Source organism: Pantoea sp. X-Soil-TKNS-1280 (genome assembly GCF_059730475.1).
Map to the genome: position 1 here is coordinate 538,494 of NZ_AP035963.1, position 22,355 is coordinate 560,848.

The following is a 22,355-nucleotide window of genomic DNA, read 5'->3' on the forward strand; positions in this document are numbered from 1 at the left end:
GTCAGAGGTTGTCTTCCCCGGCCGCTAAATCTCTTCCCAGCATGATCACTTCCTCTTCAGTAGGCTTTTCCCCCCGATAAGCAGCCATTGCTGCCCGACTTAAGTTGTTTTCATCATTTTCACAGCGGATATCCTCCCCATCACGCGTGGTTCCATGATAATAAGCCTGTCCATTTTCCTGCCATTCTCGCAGGGTACAGATTATTTTTGTCGTTCCGGGTACGCCTGGTTTCCTGAATTGTTCCGTGAAAAGTTCCCGGACCGTAATCCGTTCTCCTGTCGGATTAAAGCCTCGCAAAAACTCGCCATTTTCATCTTCAATCGCGACATACCAGCGCTGTTTTTTTGCCAGATTTATCAGGCGGCTATCCGGCTGTTCTGGGGAAGTTTTCACTTTTTTGCTTTTCGGTTCATCACTCTGGGGCTGTTTATTTTTAGTCACATGATTAAACCAGTTCATCCGTCGTTCCAGCTCCAGCGCCAGCATTTTATAAAACTGCACAGTTCCGGGTATATTCCTGTAGCCCATCGACTTTTGGATTAGTATTCTGACAAGGTTTTCTATATCTCTTTGTTGCGGGATGTGAGAAGACCGTCTGAGGAAACTACGCAATAAGTCAGCCCAGCAATTAATCAATTTATCCTGCCATATCTCTTTGCTGTTTTTAGTGTCATAAAACGCATAGGTATAAGGGATTGGCAGAATACATTGCTTCACATAACTCGCGGGTAAATTACCCCGCTCCATTAGCCAGGTTAAAATGCAGTTAATCGTACCCAACACATGCGCAGAATTTTTGGGTTCATTGTGATAAAGGCGCGCCATCATATTGGGAAGTTCCCCTCCCATAAGTTTCAACCATTGTGCTGTTTCGGCGGGATAAGGTAAGGCGATACTGGCTAGCTTTTTCATTATGCCATTGGCCGTTCTGAAATCCGTTGTAATCTCGCGCATAACATGACAGATGGTATTCAGATGCAGATTAATCGAGGTTCTATCTTTAATTGCCTCTATCTTAGCCATGTCCAATACAGGATCGGCAGTGGAACGCGCCTGTGGCGGTAAGTTTTTGAGAAATTTTTCATAGCCTAACTTAATCACCAGCATACTTAATAAGTCAGATGTCCTGCTGACTAACACATATCTCAACCAGTCATTGTATTCAACTGAATGAGCGGCTTCGGCGGAGGTCGTTGCATTAAACAGATGATATAGCGGTGCATCTGGATAGCTGTTGCCGAGCATAGTCATGGTTTTTTTGAAATAAGCCTCACGGACATAAACATTACTCCCAATATAAGCAACTTCATTGAGCAACGCTTTTTGCAATTCATCAACATCACAAATCTCCTGCTCATTACAACCTTGTGGGATAAGATAGATAAAATCAAAGGCTGGATTAACTGTCGTAAACATATGACACAGCTCATGTATGACATTTTTAAAAAACTCGGCCAGGCCTGCTGACGACTGATTTCGGGAAAACCAGATTCTATGATGGGGATCCTGAGGGATGGTCGCGGCAGCCATAATGTTCCCTGGCGGAGGTTCAACCACAGCAAATTGGTTTTCATTTAACGCCTTAGACAGGTAAGTTCCCGCCTGACGTAATAAAGACTGAACCTGCCCTAAAAAGTCGCGATAGATAGTAAAGGTGACCCGTTCTGGCCGAATACCCGTGCAAAAGGCAATAGCATCCATCACTTCACCGACATGTTCCGGGTTTTTTATTTTCCTGAAAACTTCACCCACAACTTTATTCACTAATTCCAGCGCGGGTCGCAGATTAGGCAATTGCGCGTACACGCCCGCACCACGGGTCAAAATCACCATGCGCTGTTGTTGTTGGGCATAAATTTCACACGGGTCCCCCTCGCCTCGGTAAGGAAATTTCGCTGTGGCAACACTTGCCGGTGGTATATCTGCGACGGGGGGTGGTTGCTGTTGCGATGTGCCGGCTCCGCTATTCATATATCGCATTTGCAATGCGTCAGTGGAGCTGGGCTGAGATAATACCTCATTTTCATCACAGATGTTTATGCATGATAACTTTTGTTGTGACTGCGTTAATTCCGCCGTCCATTTCTGCCGACTCAGCCGATCCTGATCATGCTGCGTGTTGATTCTGATTGATTTAACTTTTCCCGCGACTCGTCGATTCCCTCGTGATTTCGCAGCCAGAATAAAACTGGCTGTCAGTGGTTCAGCGTCGGCAGAGGCGAGAATATTATCTTTTACCAAAGCATGCTTTTGCGATATTGATGGCCGGGTTGTTCTGGCTTCCTGCCTGACAACAGCAGCATGACATGCTCTATTAAAAGATATTCTTTCTCGTTGTGATACTGATGAGGATATTACCGCAGTCGTCGGGGCAATATAATTAATTACTCCAGCCACCCTGGAAACTGGCAGTGGACGTGATTGTGATAAAGGCTGAATAACCCCGCGCCCGGTCATCGGCACGATGGCATTATTATCTGGCATAATATCAATGCTCTGCTGACTGAAAATGAAAGTTATTCAGGCCATACTTATTGAGCCTGGATATGATTCCTGTAATAACTTTCCCCCAAATCCGCTTATTCCAGCAAGCATTTAGATCTGAAATAGTGAAGGTAGTCGCGAAATTACCCGAAGAAACAAAATTGTTTCATATTGATAACGCTGCTGAATTTTATAATTAACTTCAATCTCCCTTTCCCAACATCGTTTTCAGCAATATCACCACGTCGCTTTGCTGCTCTCCAGGTCGGGCTAAGACCCGTCAGTAACGTCAATAGCTGAGGGTATGGATACCCTGCCAAAAATCATTAATGAGCTGGTCAATTTCCTGCACCTTTCCATCACGCGATTGGCGTACAATTGCATCAATGAGTTTCTCTTTGTCCAGTTTGAGAAGTGCCATATGAGTTTCACCCGCGCTAATGATTGCAACATCACTGCCCAGCAAAAATGCCCCCATACGGACTGGATCCCATTCAAATTTTTCAGTGTCTATCGGTAATTCATAGATGCGTTGATCTTCAATGAGTCCGTATTCACCGATGATCTTGTAAAGATCAGTAGCATCTTTGGCATTTGCCGCTCCGCGATCTCGCCATGCGAAAAGCTTTAGTAAAGCCAGACCAGGTAATGAGCAAAATGGCAGAACCTCTCCACTGTTTAGTTTCACCCGCACAGTGTGCAAATACGCTTCTTCAAAACCATCCACTGCCATAATGATTTCCCGGTCAGGCGGCCATGCAACTTGTTTATCTTCAGCGACACCGCCAAACGGAATAATGTCGAGCTCTACACCTTCCGCAACCATTCGATGGGCGTTTCCTTTTATGGCCCGAGCCCCTTCTTTCATGAATGCTTGTTTTAAATCTTCAAATTGCTCCCAACCATTAACGAAAACGGCAAAATCAATATCACGAGTTTGGCGTCCAACACTTCTCCCATAAACATGATGAATTAATATTTCTCGGGCGCTGGCACCAGCAATAAAAAATGAAATACTCTGTGAACTACAAACACGACTTACAGTAGCCAACAGTTTTTCAATAACTGAAGAGAGCGGATTCGTTAAGGTTAAGATATTTGTCATTAATAATCCTCGCAACTTCTCGATTTCTATCATCGCCACTGCCTAGTAGCTCCGCCAGGCACAAGATTGTTTTAGCTCGGGTATTCAGTTTAAAACCTCCCCAAAAGCATGTTATTAACTGAAAATGACCATCGCGCGCAGGTTTTAAGCCAAGTTCTTTACGGCGTTGCAATAACGGATACGGGGTATAAACTATTCCCGTACTGGGAAGTAAGTATCCCTCACTCAATTCTGCTGCGACAATTTCTCCACCCGAATATTCATCCGGTAAAAGTGCCAATTGCTCCCATGATTTGGGAAAGTCTGCGTATAACTGCTTTAGTTTGGGGCGTAACGCGTTTGCATAATCATTAATCCATAATGCTACCAGCTCATCTTCTTTCATCAGACGCCTGCCGCCTTGAGCTTTACGGTAATAACGTTGATTTTCAAGATAGCCAAAAGCCTTACTAACCATCCCAAGAGAAATGCCGGATAACTCCGCCAGACTACGATAGGTATTATTTAACGTATCGGGATCCGATAACAAAACAAAAAGCAACTTCATCACACCTTCAGCCATTTTGCTACCCGAAGGCACAGTCTTTTTCTCATACCGTCCTTCTACCATCAGGTACAGCCCTGGTACCTGGATACGGGTATTTCCGGCGCTATCAAGATAATTAATTTTTTGTGAGGCACAAAATGCAGCTAAGTCAGGCGTGAGTCGATTACATACCAGCAGCCACGGAAGACCGCCTGCATCATGTGTCATTCGCTCTTTTGCAGTCAAAAGTGTCTGCTTACGATGAATATATTTTACTTCCAATGCCAAATGAACCCGCTCGCCATTTGGGGCTATCAGTTCTGCACAGTAATCATGCCCTGCCCCTTCCGAACTGTTGACATAAGTCAGGCTAAAACCATCAGCAAGGTTTTCAATCGCATCTGATAAGAGCTGTTCTTCGTTCATTTGTTCACACCTTATCAATGTTCATGATTCATGAACAAAGTAATTCTATGAACAAAAAGCTGACTCTGCAACTCTAACCGTCCTAAAGATTTATGCCTGTTCCGTTGGCAAGCATTCCCCCTTTACATCCCCTCCCAGCCTCGTTAGTATCACCAACTCCCAACGGCAACCTGCCGTTGCGTAAGCGTTAACGTCAACCAACGCACCATGAGCAGAATTGTTCTGACTTTTTCTATGGTGCGAAAAATTGACCCAGACTGTTTTCTCTGCAAACCCTGCCCTGCGCCGTTCCGGCTTTTTCCTGTTCCTGTTGCTATTGACTGCGGCCAACCTGCGCACGCCGATCACCGCCACCGGGCCGGTGCTGGAAAATATTCGCCTGACCTTTGGCCTGAGTGCCAGCGCCGCAGGCGTGCTGAATTTCCTGCCGCTGCTAATGTTTGCCACTCTCGCCCCACCCGCGGCCTGGCTGGGCAACCGTTTCGGACTGGAGCGCAGTTTATGGGGGGCGCTGCTGTTGATTACGCTGGGCTCGCTGCTGCGCATCAGCGGCAGTGAAAACGCGTTATGGACCGGTACGCTGTTGCTCAGCGCCGGTATCGCCGCCGCCAACGTCTTACTGCCACCGCTCATCAAGCGCGACTTCACCGCTCACACCGCGCGTTATATCGGCCTTTATGCCACCACCATGGCGATCACCGCCAGCATCGCGTCAGGCGTGGCGGTGCCACTGGCGCAGCTCACTGGTGCAGGCTGGCATCTGGCCCTGGGTGTCTGGTTAATCCCCGCGGTGGTCGCGCTGCTGGCCTGGCTGCCACTCCTGAAAAAAACCGCAGTACATCCTCATGTCGCATCAGCCCAATCCCTGACACGCTCGCCGTGGCGTTCCGCCATCGGCTGGCAGGTGTCGTTATTTATGGCCTGCCAGTCGCTGACCTTTTACACCCTGATTGGCTGGTTCACCCCCTTTGCGCAGGACAACGGTATCAGCCAGCTGGAAGCCGGTGGGATGCTGTTCGTCTATCAAATTGTGGCGATTGTCGCCAACCTGGCCTGTATGAGCGCGCTGAAAAAATTCCGCGATCAGCGTGCCATTGGCTTTGCAGCTTCGTTGGCGATTTTTATTGCGGTAACCGGCTTACTGCTGGCTCCGGCGCTGGCGCTATTGTGGCTGGTACTGGCGGGCCTGGGTGCGGGTGCATCAATGGTGATTTGCCTCGCGTTATTTAATCTCCGTACCCAGGATCATCGCCAGGCATCGAAGCTATCGGGGATGGCACAATGCGTAGGATATGGTCTGGCGGCGCTGGGGCCGCTGTGCTTTGGTATGTTGCACGATGTCAGCGGCAACTGGCTGCTGCCGCTGACATTGCTGGTGGTGATTGCCGCGATACAAATGGTGATGGCACCCCTGGCAGGCCGGGCGCGCCATCTCTGATCAGGCCTGTACCGCTGTTGCCACTCTGTGGCAAATGCAACCTGCTTCAGGGATGAAAATCAGCGAGGGTGGCGCGCGTGAGTGCATCCTGTTCGGCTGCCGCCAGCAAAGCCTCCACCAGCCCGGGGAAACGGGCATTCAAATCTTCCCGGCGCAGTGACAACAGGTTTTCACGCCCGGAGGGCCGCTGCCAGATCACACCACTGTCGCGCAACACGCGCCAGTGATGAGTTAGCGTGGATTTCGACACGCCCTGCAACAACGAACCGCAGGTATGCTCACCACCATCGGCAAGGATGCTGACCACCGTCATCCGCATCGGGTTGCCCAGCGCCGCCAGCACGTTTTCCAGGCGAATCTCTGCGCGCGGTGGATGTCTGGTCATAAGCTGTCTCTCAATGGTACGTATAAATACGAAGTATCGGGCAGACGCGGCGGGATGTACAGAACACGGCGAGCTATCGCCCGCCGTGTGAATGGATTTACTGACTGATGGATTGTTGCAGGGCGGCGATTGACGAGGTGACACCCGCCTCCACGGACATGGTGAGATCCTCCATTTCCAGTGAGACCCAATCGTTGTAGCCCATCATGCGCACCACCGAGAAAAACTCCTTCCACCATTGCAGATCCTGGCCGCAGCCCACCGCAACATAGTTCCAGGCCCGATGGGCAACGTCTTCCACCGGTTTGGTTTCCAGCAGCCCGTTGATATTCACCAGCCCGCGTTCCAGTCGCACATCTTTACCATGTACATGGTGAATCGCCGGGCCGAGCGCCCGCGCCGCTGCAATCGGGTCACCTCCCATCCATAACAGATGGCTGGGATCGAGGTTTAAACCGACCATCGGCCCGACGGCATCGCGCAAACGGAACAAGGTTTCCGGGTTCCACACCAGCATCGAACTAAAGTTCTCCAGCGCGAAACGTGCCACACCGCTGGCTTTCGCCTGCTCCACCAGCCCCAGCCAGTAGGGAATCGCTACCTCATTCCACTGATAATCGAGGCAATTTTTCAGCGTTGGCGGCCAGCTTACCGTGTAAGTGATCCAGTTTGGGATGGTGTCGTGAGGACTGGCGGGCGGCAGGCCGCTCATCATCACGATTTTCTCCACGCCCAGCTCACCGGCCAGCGCCAGTGCCTGTTCGGTGTCCCGCTTATGACGCTGCCCCAGCTCGCCAACATCCAGCGGATTACCCGATACATTCAACGCCGCGATCGTCATACCACGGCTTTCCAGCGCCTGGAGCAGTTGGCGGCGTTGACTGGCGCTGGCGAGCAGTGCTTCCGTGCGCAGATGCGGTGCCGATGACCAGCCCCCGGTGGTCATTTCCACGCCATACACGCCCAGTTCAAGCAATTTATCCAGCATCGCTGCAAACGGCAGATGCCCGAGGCTATCAGTACAAAAAGAGAGTCTCATGAGGGTTCCTTAGTGATAGTTGACCCAGCAGGCACCGTTATCCGCCGAGCGGACACAGTTTTCGATCCAGCGCACCCCTTCCAGACCGGCGTTAATATCGGGATAGATCAGGCTGTCGAGGGTCTGCTGATCGCCGCGCTGTGTGGCGCTGATGGCAATGGCAAATTTGAGGTAGATATTGGCCCATGACTCCGCCAACCCTTCGGTGTGCAGCGCACCAAGGCGTTCATCCGCCAGCGCGCTGTCATCGAGATACGGCATACCGTGATGAAGTATTTGGTTCGGCTGTCCCTGTACTTCATATTTCAGCTCGCCAGGGTTGTAGTCACTCCACTCCAGGCTGGCGCGCGAACCAATCACGCGAATGCTCTGGCTATCCATCGAACCGGCGTTGATCGATGACGCCCACATGCGGCCCACGGCACCGTTGTCGTAATGCATCAACACCAGCGCGTTATCTTCCAGCGGGGCGCGCGACGGGATAAAGCTCTGGCGATCGCATAACAGCGATTGGATATGCAACTGTGGCAACACCAGTTGCGAGATATAGAAAGTATGGGTAGAGATGTCGCCCAGCACGAAAGAAGGCCCGGCGATTTTCGGGTCAACACGCCATTTTTGCGCATCACTGAATTTGTCGGCGCTATCGCTGGCACTAAAGCCGTGGGTGTATTGCAGTTCGACCATGCGTACTTCGCCAATATCGCCTTTGGCGATCATCGCCCGCATTTGCATCAGTAAAGGATGGCCGGAGAAACCATAAGTGACACCGACAATCAGCCCCTTCGCTGCCGCCAGGTCCTTAATTTCCCGTGCTTCCTCAGTCGTGAAAAACAGCGGTTTCTCGCAGATAACATGAATCCCGGCATTAAGTGCTGCTTTGGTGATCTCATAATGAGTGCCGTTAGGGGTGGCGATGGTCACCACTTCAACGCCATCATCACGCTGCGCCTCTTCTGCCAGCAGCTGCTGATAGTTGTCGTAGCAACGTTCGGCGTTCATGCCGAGGTTGACGCCAAAATCACGACCACGTTCCGCATCAATATCGAACGCACTGGCCACCAGCTGATAAGCGGTGTTATCGCGCAGCGCGCCGGAGCGATGTTTATAGCCCACCTGGCTTAAACGCCCGCCACCAATCATTGCCCAGCGTAAAGGACGAGGGATCTTCTTTTCACCGTTTTGCATAGCCATTCCTTAATTATTTGCACTCGGGTGCAATTGAGGTCAGAGGTAAGGGTTCATTTCTGGTTTTTCTGTTCAAACTGCAGGTAATTGGCCTGGGTCACCGTGGCATACGGAATCCAGTTGTAGGGGGCGGTTTTCTGTTTATCCAGCATCGCCCTGGTGACCTGCACCGCACCGGTGGCCTGTCCTTTCGCGTCCTGAAAGATGGTCACCGCCATGTCACCGCTTTTAATAAATTGCAGACCGTCCGGCGTGCCATCAATGCCCGCCACCAGTAAGTGTTCCTTTTTCGCCTGCTTCAGCGCCATGATGGCCCCAATCGCCATTTCATCGTTATTGGCGGCAATGGCATCGATCGGCGTACCGTTGAGTAACCAGCTGGACACCACATCCACCGCCTCGTTGCGCTGCCATTTGGCGGTCTGCTTTTCCACCACCTTCATATCCTTGTGCGCAGCAATCACCTCTTCCACCGCGCGGGTGCGTTCACGCGCCTCTTCATTTGACAACGCACCCATGATGATGGCGACATTACCTTTGTAGTTCATGCGTTGCGCCAGCGCTTCCATCTCCATCTTACCGCTGAGAGCCGAATCGGAACCGACATACGCCATCTGCCCAGCCAGCTTCACCTCCGGTTTACGATTCACAAAGATCAGCGGGATATTGGCGCGTCTGGCCGCATCCATCATCGGCCTTACCCCCTGGGTATCCACCGGGTTGAGGATAATGGCGTCAACACCCTGATTAATAAAATCATCCACCTGCTGAACCTGGAGTGCCACATCACCTTTGGCATCGGAGAACTGCCCTTTCATGCCGGAGCTATCCAGTTCATGCACCATCTGGGTACGCAGAATCGAGACAAAATTGAGATCGAAATTGGCCAGTGCAACGCCCACCTGCCAGGTTTTAGCCTGCACACTGGCGATGGCGAGTACACCTAATATCAGAACTATCGTTTTCACAATCTTCATGGTCATTTCCTGTAGGGTCATGGTGTTATGATCCGAACGGAAGAACGACACTGCTGATTTTCACCATTTTGCACCCGGGTGCAAAACGAGCAAAAAAAAGAGACGGACAGTCATATCTTCAGGGGAGGTACTGGCGAAAATGTCGTCCACGGCGAAAATTTAGTCAATCCGGCAAAACGTAAATCAGCGGAAGCGATCACAAAATGTTAATCATTTGCACCCGATTGCAAAAAACATTGCAATCGGGTGCAAAGATCAAACATAATCGCAACATCATAAAAACAGGGTTATTTCGCGACAGGTTTCGACGCACAAACGCGCTTTGGGTGTTTATTTTCGATTGGGTTTCACGTTCAATGCAGGGGTCTTTCGCTAACTCCGATATGCAGGTGCTATGAGCAAACCCATCACAAAACCCCACAAAGCCACCGCCAGCGATGTTGCACGCCAGGCGGGCGTGTCGAAATGGACGGTATCGCGTGCCTTTACGCCAGGTGCGTCAATCTCCGACAAAGCGCGTGAACGCGTGCTGGCCGTGGCAACTGAGCTGGGCTACCGCCCTAACCTGTTGGCGCGCAGTCTGTCGCAAAAGAAGACGCACATTATTGGGGTCGTGATTGATGAGATGAGGAATCCGCATTCGCTACTGTTAATTGATACGGTAACCAACCAGTTGCAGAAACGCGGCTACATGGCCCTGCTGCTCAACATCACCAATAGCGAGAATCATAAATCGGTGATGATGCTGGCCGATCAATTGCAGGTGGATGGGTTGCTGTTCCTCGGCACGGTATTGACGGAAGAACTGGTGGACATCGCACAGGAACTGCACCATATCCCGCTGGTGCAGCTGTGTCGCAACAATGATGTTCCGGGTATTGATGTGGTGAAAATCGATGACCAGCGCGCAGGGAAACAGCTGGGAGAGCTGCTGCTGGCGCAGGGATATACCCGCTTCGGTTATATGCGCGGGCCGGAAACCAGCAGCAACCATTTGCAGCGCCTTGATGGTCTACAGCTGGCGCTGGCTGAAGTGGGATTAACGCTGGAAGTGATGCTGACGGCCGGTGGCTACGCCCAGGAGCGCAGCTATGCGGTGCTGACGAAGTATCTCAATGCCCACGCGCCTGCCGATCGCATTGACGCGTTGTTCTGTGAGAATGATGCACTGGCGCTGGGTGCGCTGGAAGCCTTGCGCGAGGGCGCTGGCAATAAACATATGGCGGTGGTGGGTTTTGATGGTATCGAGGAAGCCGCTCTGCCCGGCTGGCAACTCACCACCTATAGCCAGCGCATTGATTTATTAATTGAAGAAGCTTTAAACCGGCTGATTGATGAACGTGCCACCCCAGGCGGCGTCTGGACGCAGGGAGAATTGCGTATACGACGCTCTCACCTGAAGCCATAAGGTAATAAGGAGGAGCGTTATCCTGCCAACGACATGAATATCGCTGCCAGAATTGCTGCCGTCAGGACCCGCAGCGATGGCAGCATGAAAAAATATATCAATTAAATTTTTATTATTTATGGCCAGGAAATTACAGCCTGCGGATAAGTGTGTCAAAAATATCAATACACCCTGACCGTATTTAAATACCTTCTGAGAAAATAATAACGAATGCGATTCGTCGCTGTTGCCTGCACGCTATTTATCGCGCGGTATCGCCGTGCCATCCGTTTAGAACGTCGTGCTCTGTAAAATTTATCTGCCGTATCCGTCAGCAGACGGAATGATGAAAGGAAAGATGTATGAACCGAAGAGAAGCGCTCTTTTCGCTCAGCTCGATTGTGGCGTCGCTTGCCGTCGCCCCTCAGTTGCGCGCGAAGGAGTTACATGATGTCCCGCTGCAAACCCAAATGAGTGCCGATCACCTGCCGCAGCCCGCGTGGCAGCAGGGCTATCAGGTACTGACCGCCCCCCTGGTTCGCCAGAATCTGGCCGCAATTTTTGATCGTTTAATTCCCGCCGATCACCTCGGCCCCTCGGCCAGTGAAGCCGGTTGTATTGAATTTCTCGATAGTCAACTGGCTGGCGATTATGGCTCCGGCGCGGCGCTTTATTTAGCCGCACCGCTGCACCCGGAAAATGAAGAGAAAATTATGGGTAGCCCACAATTTCTCTCCACGCCGAAGGAACGTTATTTAACCGGGCTGGCCGCACTGGAATCCTGGGCACAAAAAAACCATCAGGCGTCATTTCATACTTTAAATGCGCAACAAGTCGATGACTTTCTGACAAAGATGGAAGACGGCAAAATTGATCTGGGAAATACGGTAAACAGCCAGGCGCTTTTTGAATTAATGCTGCAAAATGCGCGTGAGGGCTATTTATCCGATCCGATTTACGGTGGCAATAAAAATATGGCGGGCTGGAAGATGATTGGCTTCCCCGGCGCACGCTATGACTATCGCCCTTATATTGAGCGCCGCAACGAAAACCTGGCGCTGATTCCCGTCAGTCTGATTCCCAACGATTAATACGCCGGAGCTGAGTCAATGTCACAAATCAGAAATAAGGCTGACGTGGTTATCGTCGGCCTGGGCTGGGCCGGTTCGGTGATGGCCGAAGAACTGACGCGCGCCGGATTAAATGTCGTCGCAATTGAGCGTGGTGCCTGGCGCGATACCTCCACCGATTTCCCGGTTTCCATTGATGCCGATGAACTGCGTTTCCATACCCGGCGTAAAATTCTGCAACCGATGAGCGTTGAAACCACGACCTTTCGCAACCGGAGCGATCAGCTGGCCGCACCGGTACGTAACTGGTCGGCGTTTCAGTTTGGCTGGAACGTCGGCGGTGCCGGAACGCACTGGGCCGGGATGTCATGGCGCTTTACCCCGTGGGATTTTCAGGTCGCGACGCAAACCCGTGAACGCTACGGCGCTGCCAGAATGCAGGGATTACAGTTGCAGGACTGGGGCATCACTTATGATGAAATGGCCCCCTACTACGACCGCTTCGAGCGAATCGCCGGTACCTCCGGTTTCGCCGGTAATCTCAACGGCGAGCGTCGCAAAGGCGGCAATGTGTTTGAAGGACCTCGCTCGCGCGACTATCCGACGCCTCCGCTGAAAGATACCCACTGGATGAGCAAATTCCGCCAAACTACGGAGAAGATGGGTTACAACCCGTTCACCGTTCCGGCGGGCAACCTGTCGCAGGCTTACGTTAACCCGCTGGGTGTCAGCATGGGACCGTGCACCTACTGCGGTTTCTGCGATTTCCACGGCTGCGGCAACTTTTCCAAATCCTCTCCCCAGGCCTGCATTTTGCCGGTGCTGATGCGTCGCCCCAACTTCACCCTGCTGACGGAAACGGAAGTGCTGCATGCGGTAAAGCATGATGACGGTAAGACGGTGAAAGGGGTGAAATTTATCACCAAAGAAGGCGTGGAAGGTTTCCAGCCTGCCGATATCGTCTGCATCACCGCCTATCAGATGGACAACGTGCGTTTAATGCTGCTCTCAAAAGTGGGTGAGCAGTACGATCCCCGTACCGGACGCGGCACCATTGGCCGTAACTACAACTACCAGACCTGCTCCAGCGTCACCGGCTTTTTCGATAACGAATATATGAACCCGTTTATTGGCGGCGGCGCGCTGGCAGTACAAATCGATGATTTCAATGGCGATAACTTCGATCATAGCGGCCTCGATTTTATTGGTGGTGCCGGAATTATGGGCTTCTCCACCAACGGCCGCCCGATTCAGAACATGAACGGATTGCGTCCAGGGACTAAACGCTGGGGCAGCGAGTGGAAAGCGGGCTATGCGCGTGATTATCAGACCGCGGGCACCATTTTCTGCCAGGGCACCTCGATGCCGATGCGCGAGGCGTATCTCGATCTTGACCCCAACTACAAAGATCGCCACGGCCAGCCGCTGCTGCGTATGACCTTTGACTGGAACCAGAACGATGTGCGCATGGCGAAATACGTCACCGAACGCGCTATCAACATCATGAAGGAAGTGGGCGGCCAGCATCTGGTGGTGGATAACCAGGCAGAACAAAGCTGGAACCCCTATATGCAACACAGCTCGCACACTATCGGCGGCGCAGTGATGGGGGCTGATCCCAGCACTTCAGCACTGAATCCGTACCTGCAAAGCTGGGATGCCCACAACCTGTTTGTGGTCGGTGCATCAGCCTTCCCCAACAATGGCGGTTACAACCCAACGGTTACCGTGGGTGCGCTGGCGGTACGTGCGGCACAAGCCATCCACCAGACTTACATCAAAAACCCGGCACCGCTGGTGGGAGCGTAATCATGGCGAAGGCGAAAAAGATAACTTATACCCTCGCGGCGCTGGCGGTAGTCGCGGCGATTGGCGTGACCGGTAGAATGTGGGTGGTACTGGATAGCGCCCGCTCAGACGTGGCAGATGATAAGGTGCAGCTGGCGGATTTTCACAGCAACGACGATGCCGCCATCAAACGCGGCGAATACGTCATGCGCCTCTCCGACTGCGCTGCCTGCCATAACGCCGATTTTTCCGGTGGCTATAAGATTGATACGCCTTTCGGTGCGTTGTTGACCTCCAACATCTCACCGGATCGTGAAACCGGTATCGGGAAGATGACTGAGCGCGATTTCTTCAACGCGGTGCGCCAGGGACGTGGCGAGCATGGCTTCCTCTATCCAGCCATGCCATACACCGCCTATACGCAGATCAGCGATCAGGATATGCACGATCTCTGGGCCTGGTTTTCCGTGCAGCAACCGGTGAAAAACGCCATCGACGAAAATGCCGGGATGAATTTCCCGTATAACATTCGTCTGGCGATGGCCGGCTGGAACCTGTTGTTCTTCGATAATGCCGCGTTTAAACCACAAAGTACCCAGACCGATGCCTGGAATCGCGGCAAATACATTGTCGATGGCCCGGCGCACTGTAGTGTGTGCCACACCGCGCGTAATGCCCTTGGTGGCGAGATCAGCAGCCAGTATCTTCAGGGTGGCAATCTCGGCAGCTGGTATGCACCGGATATTTCACAGAATCCTCATGCCGGTATTGGCAAGTGGACGGATGAAGAGATCGCCGATTACCTGAAAACCGGCTCCAATGGCAGCAGCGTGGCGGCGGGTCCGATGGCTGAAGCGGTCGAGCATTCGACACAATATTTTAACGATCAGGATTTGCACGCTATCGCCACCTATCTGCGCAGCCTGCCAGCTTCTGCCACACCGCAACCGACTGGTTTCGTCATGGACAAAACACACCGTGATCAGGCAGCCTTACGTTATGAAGTGGATTGTTCGGCATGTCATGGTCTGGCCGGGGAAGGCATTCATGGTATGGTACCGGCGTTCGCAGGTAACACAGCGATGCTTAACGATCCCACCAATATGATTCATGCGCTGCTGGATGGCGCGCGTGCGCCACATACTGAAGATCGCCCAACGGCTGCGGGGATGCCCGCCTTCGCCTGGAAGTTGAACGATCAGCAGATGGCAGATGTGCTCAACTATGTGCGCAATTCGTGGGGCAATCAGGCGGCTGAGGTAAAAGCCAGCGATGTGGCAACACTGCGCCAGATGACCGGTGCCGGAGATAAGCTGAAGACGCCAGCAATGCAGTAACCGCTAATCAGGCTGACCATGCGATTTATGGTCAGTCTTTTCGCTTATTCTACCGCTCGGGCGACCACCTCGCGTGCCGATTGTTGCGCACGCTGCATCACTTGCTGCATATCCACCCCTGACAACTTGCCTCCCTGTTTAACTATTCGCCCCTCCACCAGCACGGTATCGACATTCTCCGGCTGCGCCGAATACACCAGCAGCGCAGCGGGATCACCACCGCCAAAGCCGCTCATCGCCAACGTATCTGGTCTGATGATTTGGATGTCGGCGCGTTTTCCGGGTTCGAGGGAACCGGTTATCGCCTGCAATCCCAGCGCCTCGGCACCACCATGCGTTGCGCTGCGGAGCAACTGCATGGGGTCAGGCAGGGTTTCGTCGCGGGTCGCCCCGCTGAAAGTCAGTGCAGCCAGCCGCAGCGAGGCGAACATATCGCCGCTACCGGCCAGCGCGTTACCATCCAGGCCCAGTCCAAAATGCTGTACCGCAGCAAAATGATCGATGCGCGTCAGACCATAACCCACTCGCTGCTCGCTGACCGGCGTGATCACCACACTGGCCCCGGCTGCTTGTGCCGCCTCAAGTTGTCGCGGGGTGGCATCGGTGGCGTGAATCACCGCCATATCCGACGCCAGAATATGATGCTCGATCAGTGCATTAAACATCGCGTCATGATCGCCGCTGACGTGAACCTGAATCGGCAACCGTAACTCGCGCGCCAGCTTCAGTTCCGCATCACGCATTTGCCAGTTCTGTGCATCGTTAAGATTACGCGGCAAACGCCAGGCCAGCCCAAGCGAAACCAGACTGTCCTGGCGTTGTGCCAGCTGACGCAGATGGGTAAGATCAATGGGATGGTGCGTGGTTTTATCCGGCCCGCCGTAATACATGATGGCACGGATACCGGCGTGTTTAAGCGCCTGATACCCGGCATCTCCCCATGCCGGCCCCTGGATATTATCGAAGAAATCTCCGGTGGTAGTAACGCCGCTGTTCAGTAATTCCAGCGCGCCAGTGTACATCGCCGTTTCGATGTCACCCGGTTGCATTTTTTGCCCCAGCTTATTGCTGACCGGGAAAAATTTACCCTGCGCGTTACGAAACTGGCCGCGCATGGTCGTGACCCATAAATGATTATGGGCATCGACAAAACCTGGCAGCACATAGCCACCACGAGCATCAATCACATGCGCACCGCTAGCGGGCAACGCCTCGCCTATCGCCACGATGCGCCGGTCTTCAATCAGGATGTCAGCATCAGGGTAAACCTGATTCTGCGCATTCATGGTCATCACATAACCATGTTTAATTAACAGGCGGTCATCGGCGGCCATCGCGCTGGATGCCATTAACAGCAAACCACTTACCAGGGTTTTCTCGTGCATGTTGACTTCTCCCGGGTTGAGCGATCAGCGCAGCAACTGGGCAATTCCCCATAGCGCTAACGCGTGATCATCTTCAGAAGGTAAACCGCTGACGCTGACAGCGCCGATAATCGCGCCCTGAGGATTGAGCAACGGGAAAGAGCCGCCGTGATCGGTGTAATCCGCCTGGCTGATAAAAGCCTGCCGATCCATCCGCTCGCCCTTCTGCTCGTTAAGCAGCCCCACATACATTGAAGAGTGACCATGACGCAATACGGTATTCCTTTTGCGTCGCATCCACTCCAGATTATCCGGACAGGATCCTGGCAACGCCGCCAGAAACAGCACCTGACCAAAAGCATAGACTTCAATCGAGATGGGTGCTTGCGCTTCGCGGCCACGCTGCTGAATGCTCTGACCGATTTGCCAGGCCAGATCGAAGTCAAACTGCGGCAGACGGTGTTCCGCTTCCTGTTGCAACAGGGTTTCAAGGCTAAGCGATGATGACATAAGGGTTTCCTCTCCATATGAAATAAAATTTCCACAATTTATAACATGGAAAATATTTTTCACCAGTGATGAGGATCACGCACCTTAACCCGAATCACGGGGAATCATGGTAAAACCCATATCGATAATCGGCGTGGTCACCGCTTCGCCTTGCAACCGGGTTAGCAGCTGTTGTGCGGCCAGCCTGCCCATCGCCTGACGATCGATACGCACCGTGGAAATCGCCGGAAAATTAGCGGCGGCAAAATCGAGATCGCCAAAACCAATCACCGCCAGCTGTTGGGGAACCACCAGGCCGCGCGCCTGCGCTTCCATCAGCGCCCCCTGCGCCAGGGTATCGGAACTGCATACCAGGACATCTGCCGTGGGGTGGGCCGCCAATACCTCAGCACAGGCTTCACGACCACGCGTCATCAGCGCGGGCAGTGCGACCGGAGCATCGACAAGCAGAGCGATGCCTTGCGCTTTTAATGCCTCCAGCAGACCCTGCTTACGCTGCAATGCACGCTGATCGTCAGTCCAGATCAACGCCGGTCGCTGATACCCACGTTGCGCCAGATAGGCCGCTACGCATGCGCCGACTTTTTCGTGAGAAAAGCCGACCAGCATGTCGATGGGAGTGGGTGTCATATCCCAAATTTCCACCACCGGTACACCGGCCTGCAACAACACCTTCTTCAGCTGGCTGCTGTGATGGATACCGGTCAGCACCACCCCATCGGGCCGTCGCGATAGCAACGTGGCAACGGTTTCCGCCTCAGTTTCGGCCTCATAGCCGGTCACGCACAACAGCATGTGATAACCCTGCGCGCTGAGGGTGTCATTGAGGCTCTGGATGGTATCAACAAACATGTTGTTGTTAATTTGCGGCACCACCACGGCAATCAAACGGCTACGATTGGTGGCGAGACTACCCGCCTGCGCGTTTGGGATATAGCCGGTGGCCTGCACGGCGGCCAGCGCCTTTTCAACCGTAGCGGGCCGGACCTGCTGTGGCGAATTGAGCGCACGGCTGACTGTCATCGGTGAAATACCGGCCACCCGTGCCACATCTTCCAGCGTGGGCGCACCTTTGCGCGCCAGATTGCGTTGTTTCATTGCCACTTAGCCTGGAGAAAACCAGCGGCTAGCATAACGTAAAACGGTGTTCCCCGGTAAATGTTAGGGCTATCATTTTTTTCATCGCAATACCAAAAATGTGATCATGTGAACATTAATGACCTAACATCATGGCGCATAGTCCTTGCGAAGCAAAAATGTTAGCGCAATCATTTTAACAGGAGACTCGCATGTCAGGTGTTAATTCCGCCGCAGTGACTTATGCCAAAGCGCAGGGTGCCGCCACCGCTGCCGAAAGTGGCGACCGTATCGTCTGGGTCAATTTATCGCTGGCCTTTCTGCCGCTGGCAACGCCAGTGAGCGATGCCAAGGTGTTGACCGGACGCCAGAAGCCACTGACCGAAGTCGCGATCATTGTGGCGGAAATCGCCACGCGTGATGGCTTTGAGGGTATCGGCTTCAGCTATTCCAAACGTGCCGGAGGCCAGGGTATTTATGCTCACGCCTGCGAAATCGCCGATGCGTTACTCGGAGAAGATCCTAACGATATCGATAAAATCTATACCAAACTGCTGTGGGCAGGCGCATCCGTGGGCCGCAGCGGCATGGCCGTGCAGGCTATTTCACCCTTCGACATCGCGCTGTGGGATATGAAAGCACGACGCGCCCGCCTGCCGCTGTCAAAACTGCTCGGGGCGCATCGCGATTCGGTGCAGTGCTACAACACCTCGGGCGGCTTCCTGCATACCCCGCTCGATCAGGTGCTGAAGAACGTCGCCATTTCACGCGAGAATGGTATTGGCGGCATTAAAATCAAAGTCGGCCAGCCTGATACCAAAGAAGACCTGCGTCGCCTGGCGGCGGTACGTCAGACGCTGGGCGATGATTTCCCGCTGATGGTCGATGCCAACCAGCAATGGGATCGCGAAACCGCCATTCGCATGGGCCGCAAAATGGAACAATTCAATCTGGTTTGGATTGAGGAACCCCTGGATGCGTACGATGTTGAGGGGCACGCGGCCCTGACCGCCGCGCTGGACACCCCGATTGCCACCGGTGAGATGCTCACCAGCTTCCGCGAACATGAGCAGCTGATCCTCGGCAACGCCAGCGATTTCGTCCAGCCCGATGCACCGCGCGTCGGCGGTATCACGCCGTTTCTGAAGATTATGGATCTGGCGGCCCGTCACGGACGCAAGCTGGCCCCGCATTTCGCCATGGAGATTCATATCCATCTGGCGGCAGCCTACCCGATTGAACCCTGGCTGGAACATTTTGAGTGGCTCAATCCGCTATTCAATGAACAGCTGGAACTGCGTGATGGGCGCATGCTGATTTCTGACCGCCACGGCCTCGGTTTCAGCCTGAGTGAACAGGCGCGTAAATGGACCACGCTTACCCACAGCGTGGGTAAACGGCCCTGAACGACAGCCGCTACGTCGCATTTTCGCGGCGCTGGGCTTTCGCCAGCGTGCGCGCCAGTAACGACGAATACAGCGGTTTGCCACCAAAAAATTGCGCCGCCAGCGTGGCTCCAAGGCAGGTGATGATCATCGGCAGGATCAGCTGATAGTTATTGGTCATCTCCAGTACCAGCACGATGCCGGTCAGCGGTGCTCGCACCGAGGCGGCAAACAGCGCGCCCATTCCGGCGACGGCAAACGTCGCCGCTTCCAGCTGATAACCAGGAAACCAATGCGCGCAAAGCTGACCAAAACAGGTACCAAGCAGGGTACCCAGTGTCAGCATCGGCGCAAAAATTCCACCGGGTGCGCCAGATGCAAAACAGCAGATGGTGATCACCACGCGTAACGCGAACAGGGCAAATAATCCCAGCGCGGTGAAGTGTCCGGCAGAGAAATCCGGGATCAGCGTGATGCCGCCGCTGATGGCTTCCGGCAGTATCCATCCCAGCACACCACAAATACCCGCCAGCACACTGCCCCACAACACCCAGGGCGCGGTACGTCCGTGATGCAGCCGCTGGAACTGATCCTGGGTCCAGAAAATCAGGCGATTAAACGCCACGCCGCAGCCGCCAAACAGAATGCCGAGCAGCAGATACAGCCATAAGGTGGACGTCGGTGCATCTTTAAGCTGACCAATGTTGATAATCGCTTCATTGCCGTTAAACAGGCGGAACACGATGCTCGACATAATCACACCAACGAACACCGCTTTAATAGAAATCAGGCTGTAGCGGAACTGCGGACGCATTTCCTCGATGATAAACAGAATCCCCGCCAACGGTGCGTTGAACGCGGCAGAAAGCCCGGCAGCCGCACCGGTTGCCAGCAAGGTATGACGCGCTTCTGACGAACGCACCCCGAACATATCGGTACACATACGCCCAATATTGCCACCGATCTGCACCGTCGGACCTTCACGCCCCAGCACCATGCCCGACCCGAGCGCGCCCATCCCGCCGATAAACTTCACCGGCAATACGCGCCACCAGCGCACCGGCCTGAGTTCTTCCAGCGCGCCCTCAATTTCCGGGATGCCCGAGCCCCCGGCTTCTGGCGCAAAGCGTCGTACCAGCCAGTAGCCCAGCGCCCCCAACAGGGCGGCCGCAAAGAAAGCACACAGCACATTCAGCAGTGGATTGCTCGCCTGATCAGCCAGCCAATTCAGCCGTGAATGAAAAATAAAGTTCACTGCTTTATCAAAGGCTACCGCCACCAGGCCGGTCAAAATGCCGACCAGTGCCGCCAGTAATAGCAACGCTACCGGGGTTTTATCGCGCCGCATCAGCCGTTGCAGCAACAAAAAACGCCCCGCGCGCATCACCGTTTCCGGCTGCGCAGAATCTTGTGTCACAGACATGCCATCCTCTATCTTAAAATTTATTGTTCTTCTACATTGGGCAACTCACCGTAGTGAATCGCCAGCCATACCGTGGGCTGATCGGGTGCCGTCCAGTTCACACGATGACGGCAACCGGGAGGGATATCAACAAAATCACCAGGGCGCAGTTGCCGTTCGGCTTCACCCTCAAGCTGCAAACCGGCTTCTCCCTGCACAATCAACACCCATTCGCCCTGCGTCTGGCAATACCAGAAATCCGGCGGACTGGCCTGGCCGGTAGAAACGATACGTTCGATACGCAGATTGGGACGTTGCAAAAGTTGCTCGAAGGTTTCAGCACTGCCTGCCTGGGCCGCCGCAGGGAAGGCCTGCAACAGATTGGTTAACATGGTGATGTCTCATTATCGGTGCATAATCAATGCACTGTAACGCAGGCTTCACCCTGATTGCTCACAGTTTTTTGTGTCACTGATTGACGCGCAGGCGGCAAGTCACGATCATCCCCGGCCAGAATGGCTATGCACGGAGCATAAAAGTGTCTGAACTCAGTAACGCATTGCTGGAAGAGATTATCGAACAGGTTCGCCCGCTGACCCGGCAGGGAAAAGTGGCGGACTATATTCCCGCGCTGGCGGGGGTATCACCCGATCAGGCAGGCATCGCAATTTATGTTGCCGACGGCACCTGTTATCAGGCTGGGGATGCCGATACCCGTTTTTCCATTCAGTCGATCTCGAAAGTGCTGTCACTGACCCTGGCGCTGACGTTATATGACGAGCCGGAAATCTGGCAGCGCGTCGGCAAAGAGCCCTCCGGCCAGGCGTTTAATTCGCTGCTGCAACTGGAGCTGGAACAGGGCAAACCGCGCAATCCCTTTATCAACGCCGGGGCGCTGGTGATGTGCGACCTGCTGGAAAGCCGACTCACGGCACCGCGTCAGCGCATGTTGGAGATTGTGCGCCGCCTGGCGCAGCGCAATGGCATCAATTATGACCGGGTAGTGGCTCGCTCCGAATATGAACATTCGGCACGCAATGCCGCCATTGCCTGGCTGATGAAATCCTTCGGCAATTTCCACAACGATGTCAGCAAAGTGATGGAAACCTATTTCCACTACTGCGCGATGGCGATGAGCTGCACCGAACTGGCACGCACTTTCTTCTACCTGGCGAATCATGGACGCAGCCTCGGTGATGAAATCACGGTGATTTCACCGCGTCATGCACGTCAGGTCAACGCGCTGATGATGACCAGCGGCATGTACGACGGTGCGGGCGAGTTCGCCTGGCGTGTGGGAATGCCGGCAAAATCCGGCGTAGGCGGCGGCATCATCGCGGTCATCCCCGGAGAAATGAGTATCGCGGTGTGGTCGCCCGCGCTGGATAGCACGGGCAACTCACTGGCAGGTACGATGATGCTGGAGATGCTGACGGAACGGCTGGGACGATCGATTTTTTGATCGC

General features: G+C 53.7%; 19 protein-coding genes. 7 read left to right on the plus strand and 12 right to left on the minus strand.

The features are described 5' to 3' along the window. Position 1: 1 nt before the first annotated feature. From AC6I8X_RS22455 to AC6I8X_RS22465, 3 genes are all read right to left on the minus strand, one after another. Complete coding sequence (locus AC6I8X_RS22455; protein WP_497841166.1) at positions 2 to 2,485, minus strand: hypothetical protein; 2,484 nt, start codon at positions 2,483 to 2,485, stop codon at positions 2 to 4. A gap of 289 nt (positions 2,486 to 2,774) precedes the next feature. After that, positions 2,775 to 3,590: a nucleotidyl transferase AbiEii/AbiGii toxin family protein gene (locus tag AC6I8X_RS22460; protein WP_497841167.1), complete on the minus strand. Its 816-nt coding sequence runs from the start codon at positions 3,588 to 3,590 to the stop codon at positions 2,775 to 2,777. Continuing rightward, complete coding sequence (locus AC6I8X_RS22465) at positions 3,544 to 4,542, minus strand: type IV toxin-antitoxin system AbiEi family antitoxin (RefSeq protein WP_313682859.1); 999 nt, start codon at positions 4,540 to 4,542, stop codon at positions 3,544 to 3,546. The genes AC6I8X_RS22460 and AC6I8X_RS22465 overlap by 47 nt, the downstream gene beginning before the upstream one ends. A 247-nt stretch (positions 4,543 to 4,789) precedes the next feature. On the opposite strand from AC6I8X_RS22465, the gene AC6I8X_RS22470 reads away from it, so the two are divergent. Next, a complete protein-coding gene (locus AC6I8X_RS22470; RefSeq protein ID WP_313682861.1) occupies positions 4,790 to 5,980 on the plus strand; it encodes a CynX/NimT family MFS transporter in 1,191 nt (396 codons plus the stop codon). Positions 5,981 to 6,026: 46 nt separating this feature from the next. On the opposite strand, the gene AC6I8X_RS22475 is transcribed toward AC6I8X_RS22470, so the two are convergent. The 4 genes from AC6I8X_RS22475 to AC6I8X_RS22490 form a co-directional block, all read right to left on the minus strand. Continuing rightward, positions 6,027 to 6,365, minus strand: a complete 339-nt coding sequence (locus AC6I8X_RS22475) for an ArsR/SmtB family transcription factor (RefSeq protein ID WP_084880468.1) — start codon at positions 6,363 to 6,365, stop codon at positions 6,027 to 6,029. A gap of 97 nt (positions 6,366 to 6,462) precedes the next feature. Then, complete coding sequence (locus AC6I8X_RS22480) at positions 6,463 to 7,404, minus strand: sugar phosphate isomerase/epimerase family protein (protein WP_497841168.1); 942 nt, start codon at positions 7,402 to 7,404, stop codon at positions 6,463 to 6,465. Positions 7,405 to 7,413: 9 nt separating this feature from the next. Next, positions 7,414 to 8,592 (minus strand): Gfo/Idh/MocA family protein, encoded by a 1,179-nt coding sequence (locus AC6I8X_RS22485; protein WP_497841169.1) that lies wholly within the window; start codon positions 8,590 to 8,592, stop codon positions 7,414 to 7,416. A 53-nt stretch (positions 8,593 to 8,645) separates the two neighbouring features. Then, positions 8,646 to 9,569 carry a substrate-binding domain-containing protein gene (locus AC6I8X_RS22490; protein ID WP_497841170.1) on the minus strand — a complete coding sequence of 308 codons (924 nt, stop codon included), beginning with the start codon at positions 9,567 to 9,569 and terminating at the stop codon, positions 8,646 to 8,648. A 394-nt stretch (positions 9,570 to 9,963) separates the two neighbouring features. Here AC6I8X_RS22490 and AC6I8X_RS22495 point away from each other — a divergent pair, with 394 nt between their 5' ends. The 4 genes from AC6I8X_RS22495 to AC6I8X_RS22510 all read left to right on the plus strand — a co-directional run bounded on the left by AC6I8X_RS22495 (position 9,964) and on the right by AC6I8X_RS22510 (position 15,151). Continuing rightward, entirely contained in the window at positions 9,964 to 10,977 is a 1,014-nt protein-coding gene (locus AC6I8X_RS22495) for a LacI family DNA-binding transcriptional regulator (protein ID WP_497841171.1), read from the plus strand. A 341-nt stretch (positions 10,978 to 11,318) separates the two neighbouring features. Further along, positions 11,319 to 12,047, plus strand: a complete 729-nt coding sequence (locus tag AC6I8X_RS22500; protein WP_497841172.1) for a gluconate 2-dehydrogenase subunit 3 family protein — start codon at positions 11,319 to 11,321, stop codon at positions 12,045 to 12,047. An 18-nt stretch (positions 12,048 to 12,065) separates the two neighbouring features. After that, entirely contained in the window at positions 12,066 to 13,835 is a 1,770-nt protein-coding gene (locus AC6I8X_RS22505) for a GMC family oxidoreductase (protein ID WP_313682877.1), read from the plus strand. A 2-nt stretch (positions 13,836 to 13,837) separates the two neighbouring features. Beyond that, positions 13,838 to 15,151 carry a c-type cytochrome gene (locus AC6I8X_RS22510; protein ID WP_313682878.1) on the plus strand — a complete coding sequence of 438 codons (1,314 nt, stop codon included), beginning with the start codon at positions 13,838 to 13,840 and terminating at the stop codon, positions 15,149 to 15,151. A gap of 44 nt (positions 15,152 to 15,195) precedes the next feature. Here AC6I8X_RS22510 and AC6I8X_RS22515 read toward each other — a convergent pair whose 3' ends face one another. The 3 genes from AC6I8X_RS22515 to AC6I8X_RS22525 all read right to left on the minus strand — a co-directional run bounded on the left by AC6I8X_RS22515 (position 15,196) and on the right by AC6I8X_RS22525 (position 18,123). Continuing rightward, on the minus strand, positions 15,196 to 16,536 hold the full coding sequence (locus AC6I8X_RS22515) for an amidohydrolase family protein (protein WP_497841173.1): 1,341 nt from the start codon (positions 16,534 to 16,536) through the stop codon (positions 15,196 to 15,198). Between the two features lie 24 nt (positions 16,537 to 16,560). After that, a complete protein-coding gene (locus AC6I8X_RS22520) occupies positions 16,561 to 17,025 on the minus strand; it encodes a heme-degrading domain-containing protein (protein WP_497841174.1) in 465 nt (154 codons plus the stop codon). A gap of 84 nt (positions 17,026 to 17,109) precedes the next feature. Beyond that, positions 17,110 to 18,123 carry a LacI family DNA-binding transcriptional regulator gene (locus AC6I8X_RS22525; protein ID WP_497841175.1) on the minus strand — a complete coding sequence of 338 codons (1,014 nt, stop codon included), beginning with the start codon at positions 18,121 to 18,123 and terminating at the stop codon, positions 17,110 to 17,112. A 191-nt stretch (positions 18,124 to 18,314) separates the two neighbouring features. Between AC6I8X_RS22525 and AC6I8X_RS22530 the strand changes: the two genes are divergently transcribed. Next, the gene (locus AC6I8X_RS22530) at positions 18,315 to 19,508 is read left to right on the plus strand and encodes an L-talarate/galactarate dehydratase (RefSeq protein WP_497841176.1); all 1,194 of its coding nucleotides are present in this window, start codon (positions 18,315 to 18,317) and stop codon (positions 19,506 to 19,508) included. 10 nt (positions 19,509 to 19,518) lie between these two features. Here AC6I8X_RS22530 and clcA read toward each other — a convergent pair whose 3' ends face one another. Together clcA and AC6I8X_RS22540 are read right to left on the minus strand one after the other, a co-directional pair. Further along, positions 19,519 to 20,910 carry a H(+)/Cl(-) exchange transporter ClcA gene (gene clcA / locus AC6I8X_RS22535; protein ID WP_313682888.1) on the minus strand — a complete coding sequence of 464 codons (1,392 nt, stop codon included), beginning with the start codon at positions 20,908 to 20,910 and terminating at the stop codon, positions 19,519 to 19,521. A gap of 20 nt (positions 20,911 to 20,930) precedes the next feature. After that, positions 20,931 to 21,281, minus strand: coding sequence for a cupin domain-containing protein (locus tag AC6I8X_RS22540; RefSeq protein WP_497841177.1), 351 nt, complete (start codon positions 21,279 to 21,281; stop codon positions 20,931 to 20,933). 146 nt (positions 21,282 to 21,427) lie between these two features. Here AC6I8X_RS22540 and glsB point away from each other — a divergent pair, with 146 nt between their 5' ends. Next, complete coding sequence (gene glsB / locus AC6I8X_RS22545; RefSeq protein ID WP_313682892.1) at positions 21,428 to 22,351, plus strand: glutaminase B; 924 nt, start codon at positions 21,428 to 21,430, stop codon at positions 22,349 to 22,351. Positions 22,352 to 22,355 lie beyond the last annotated feature (4 nt).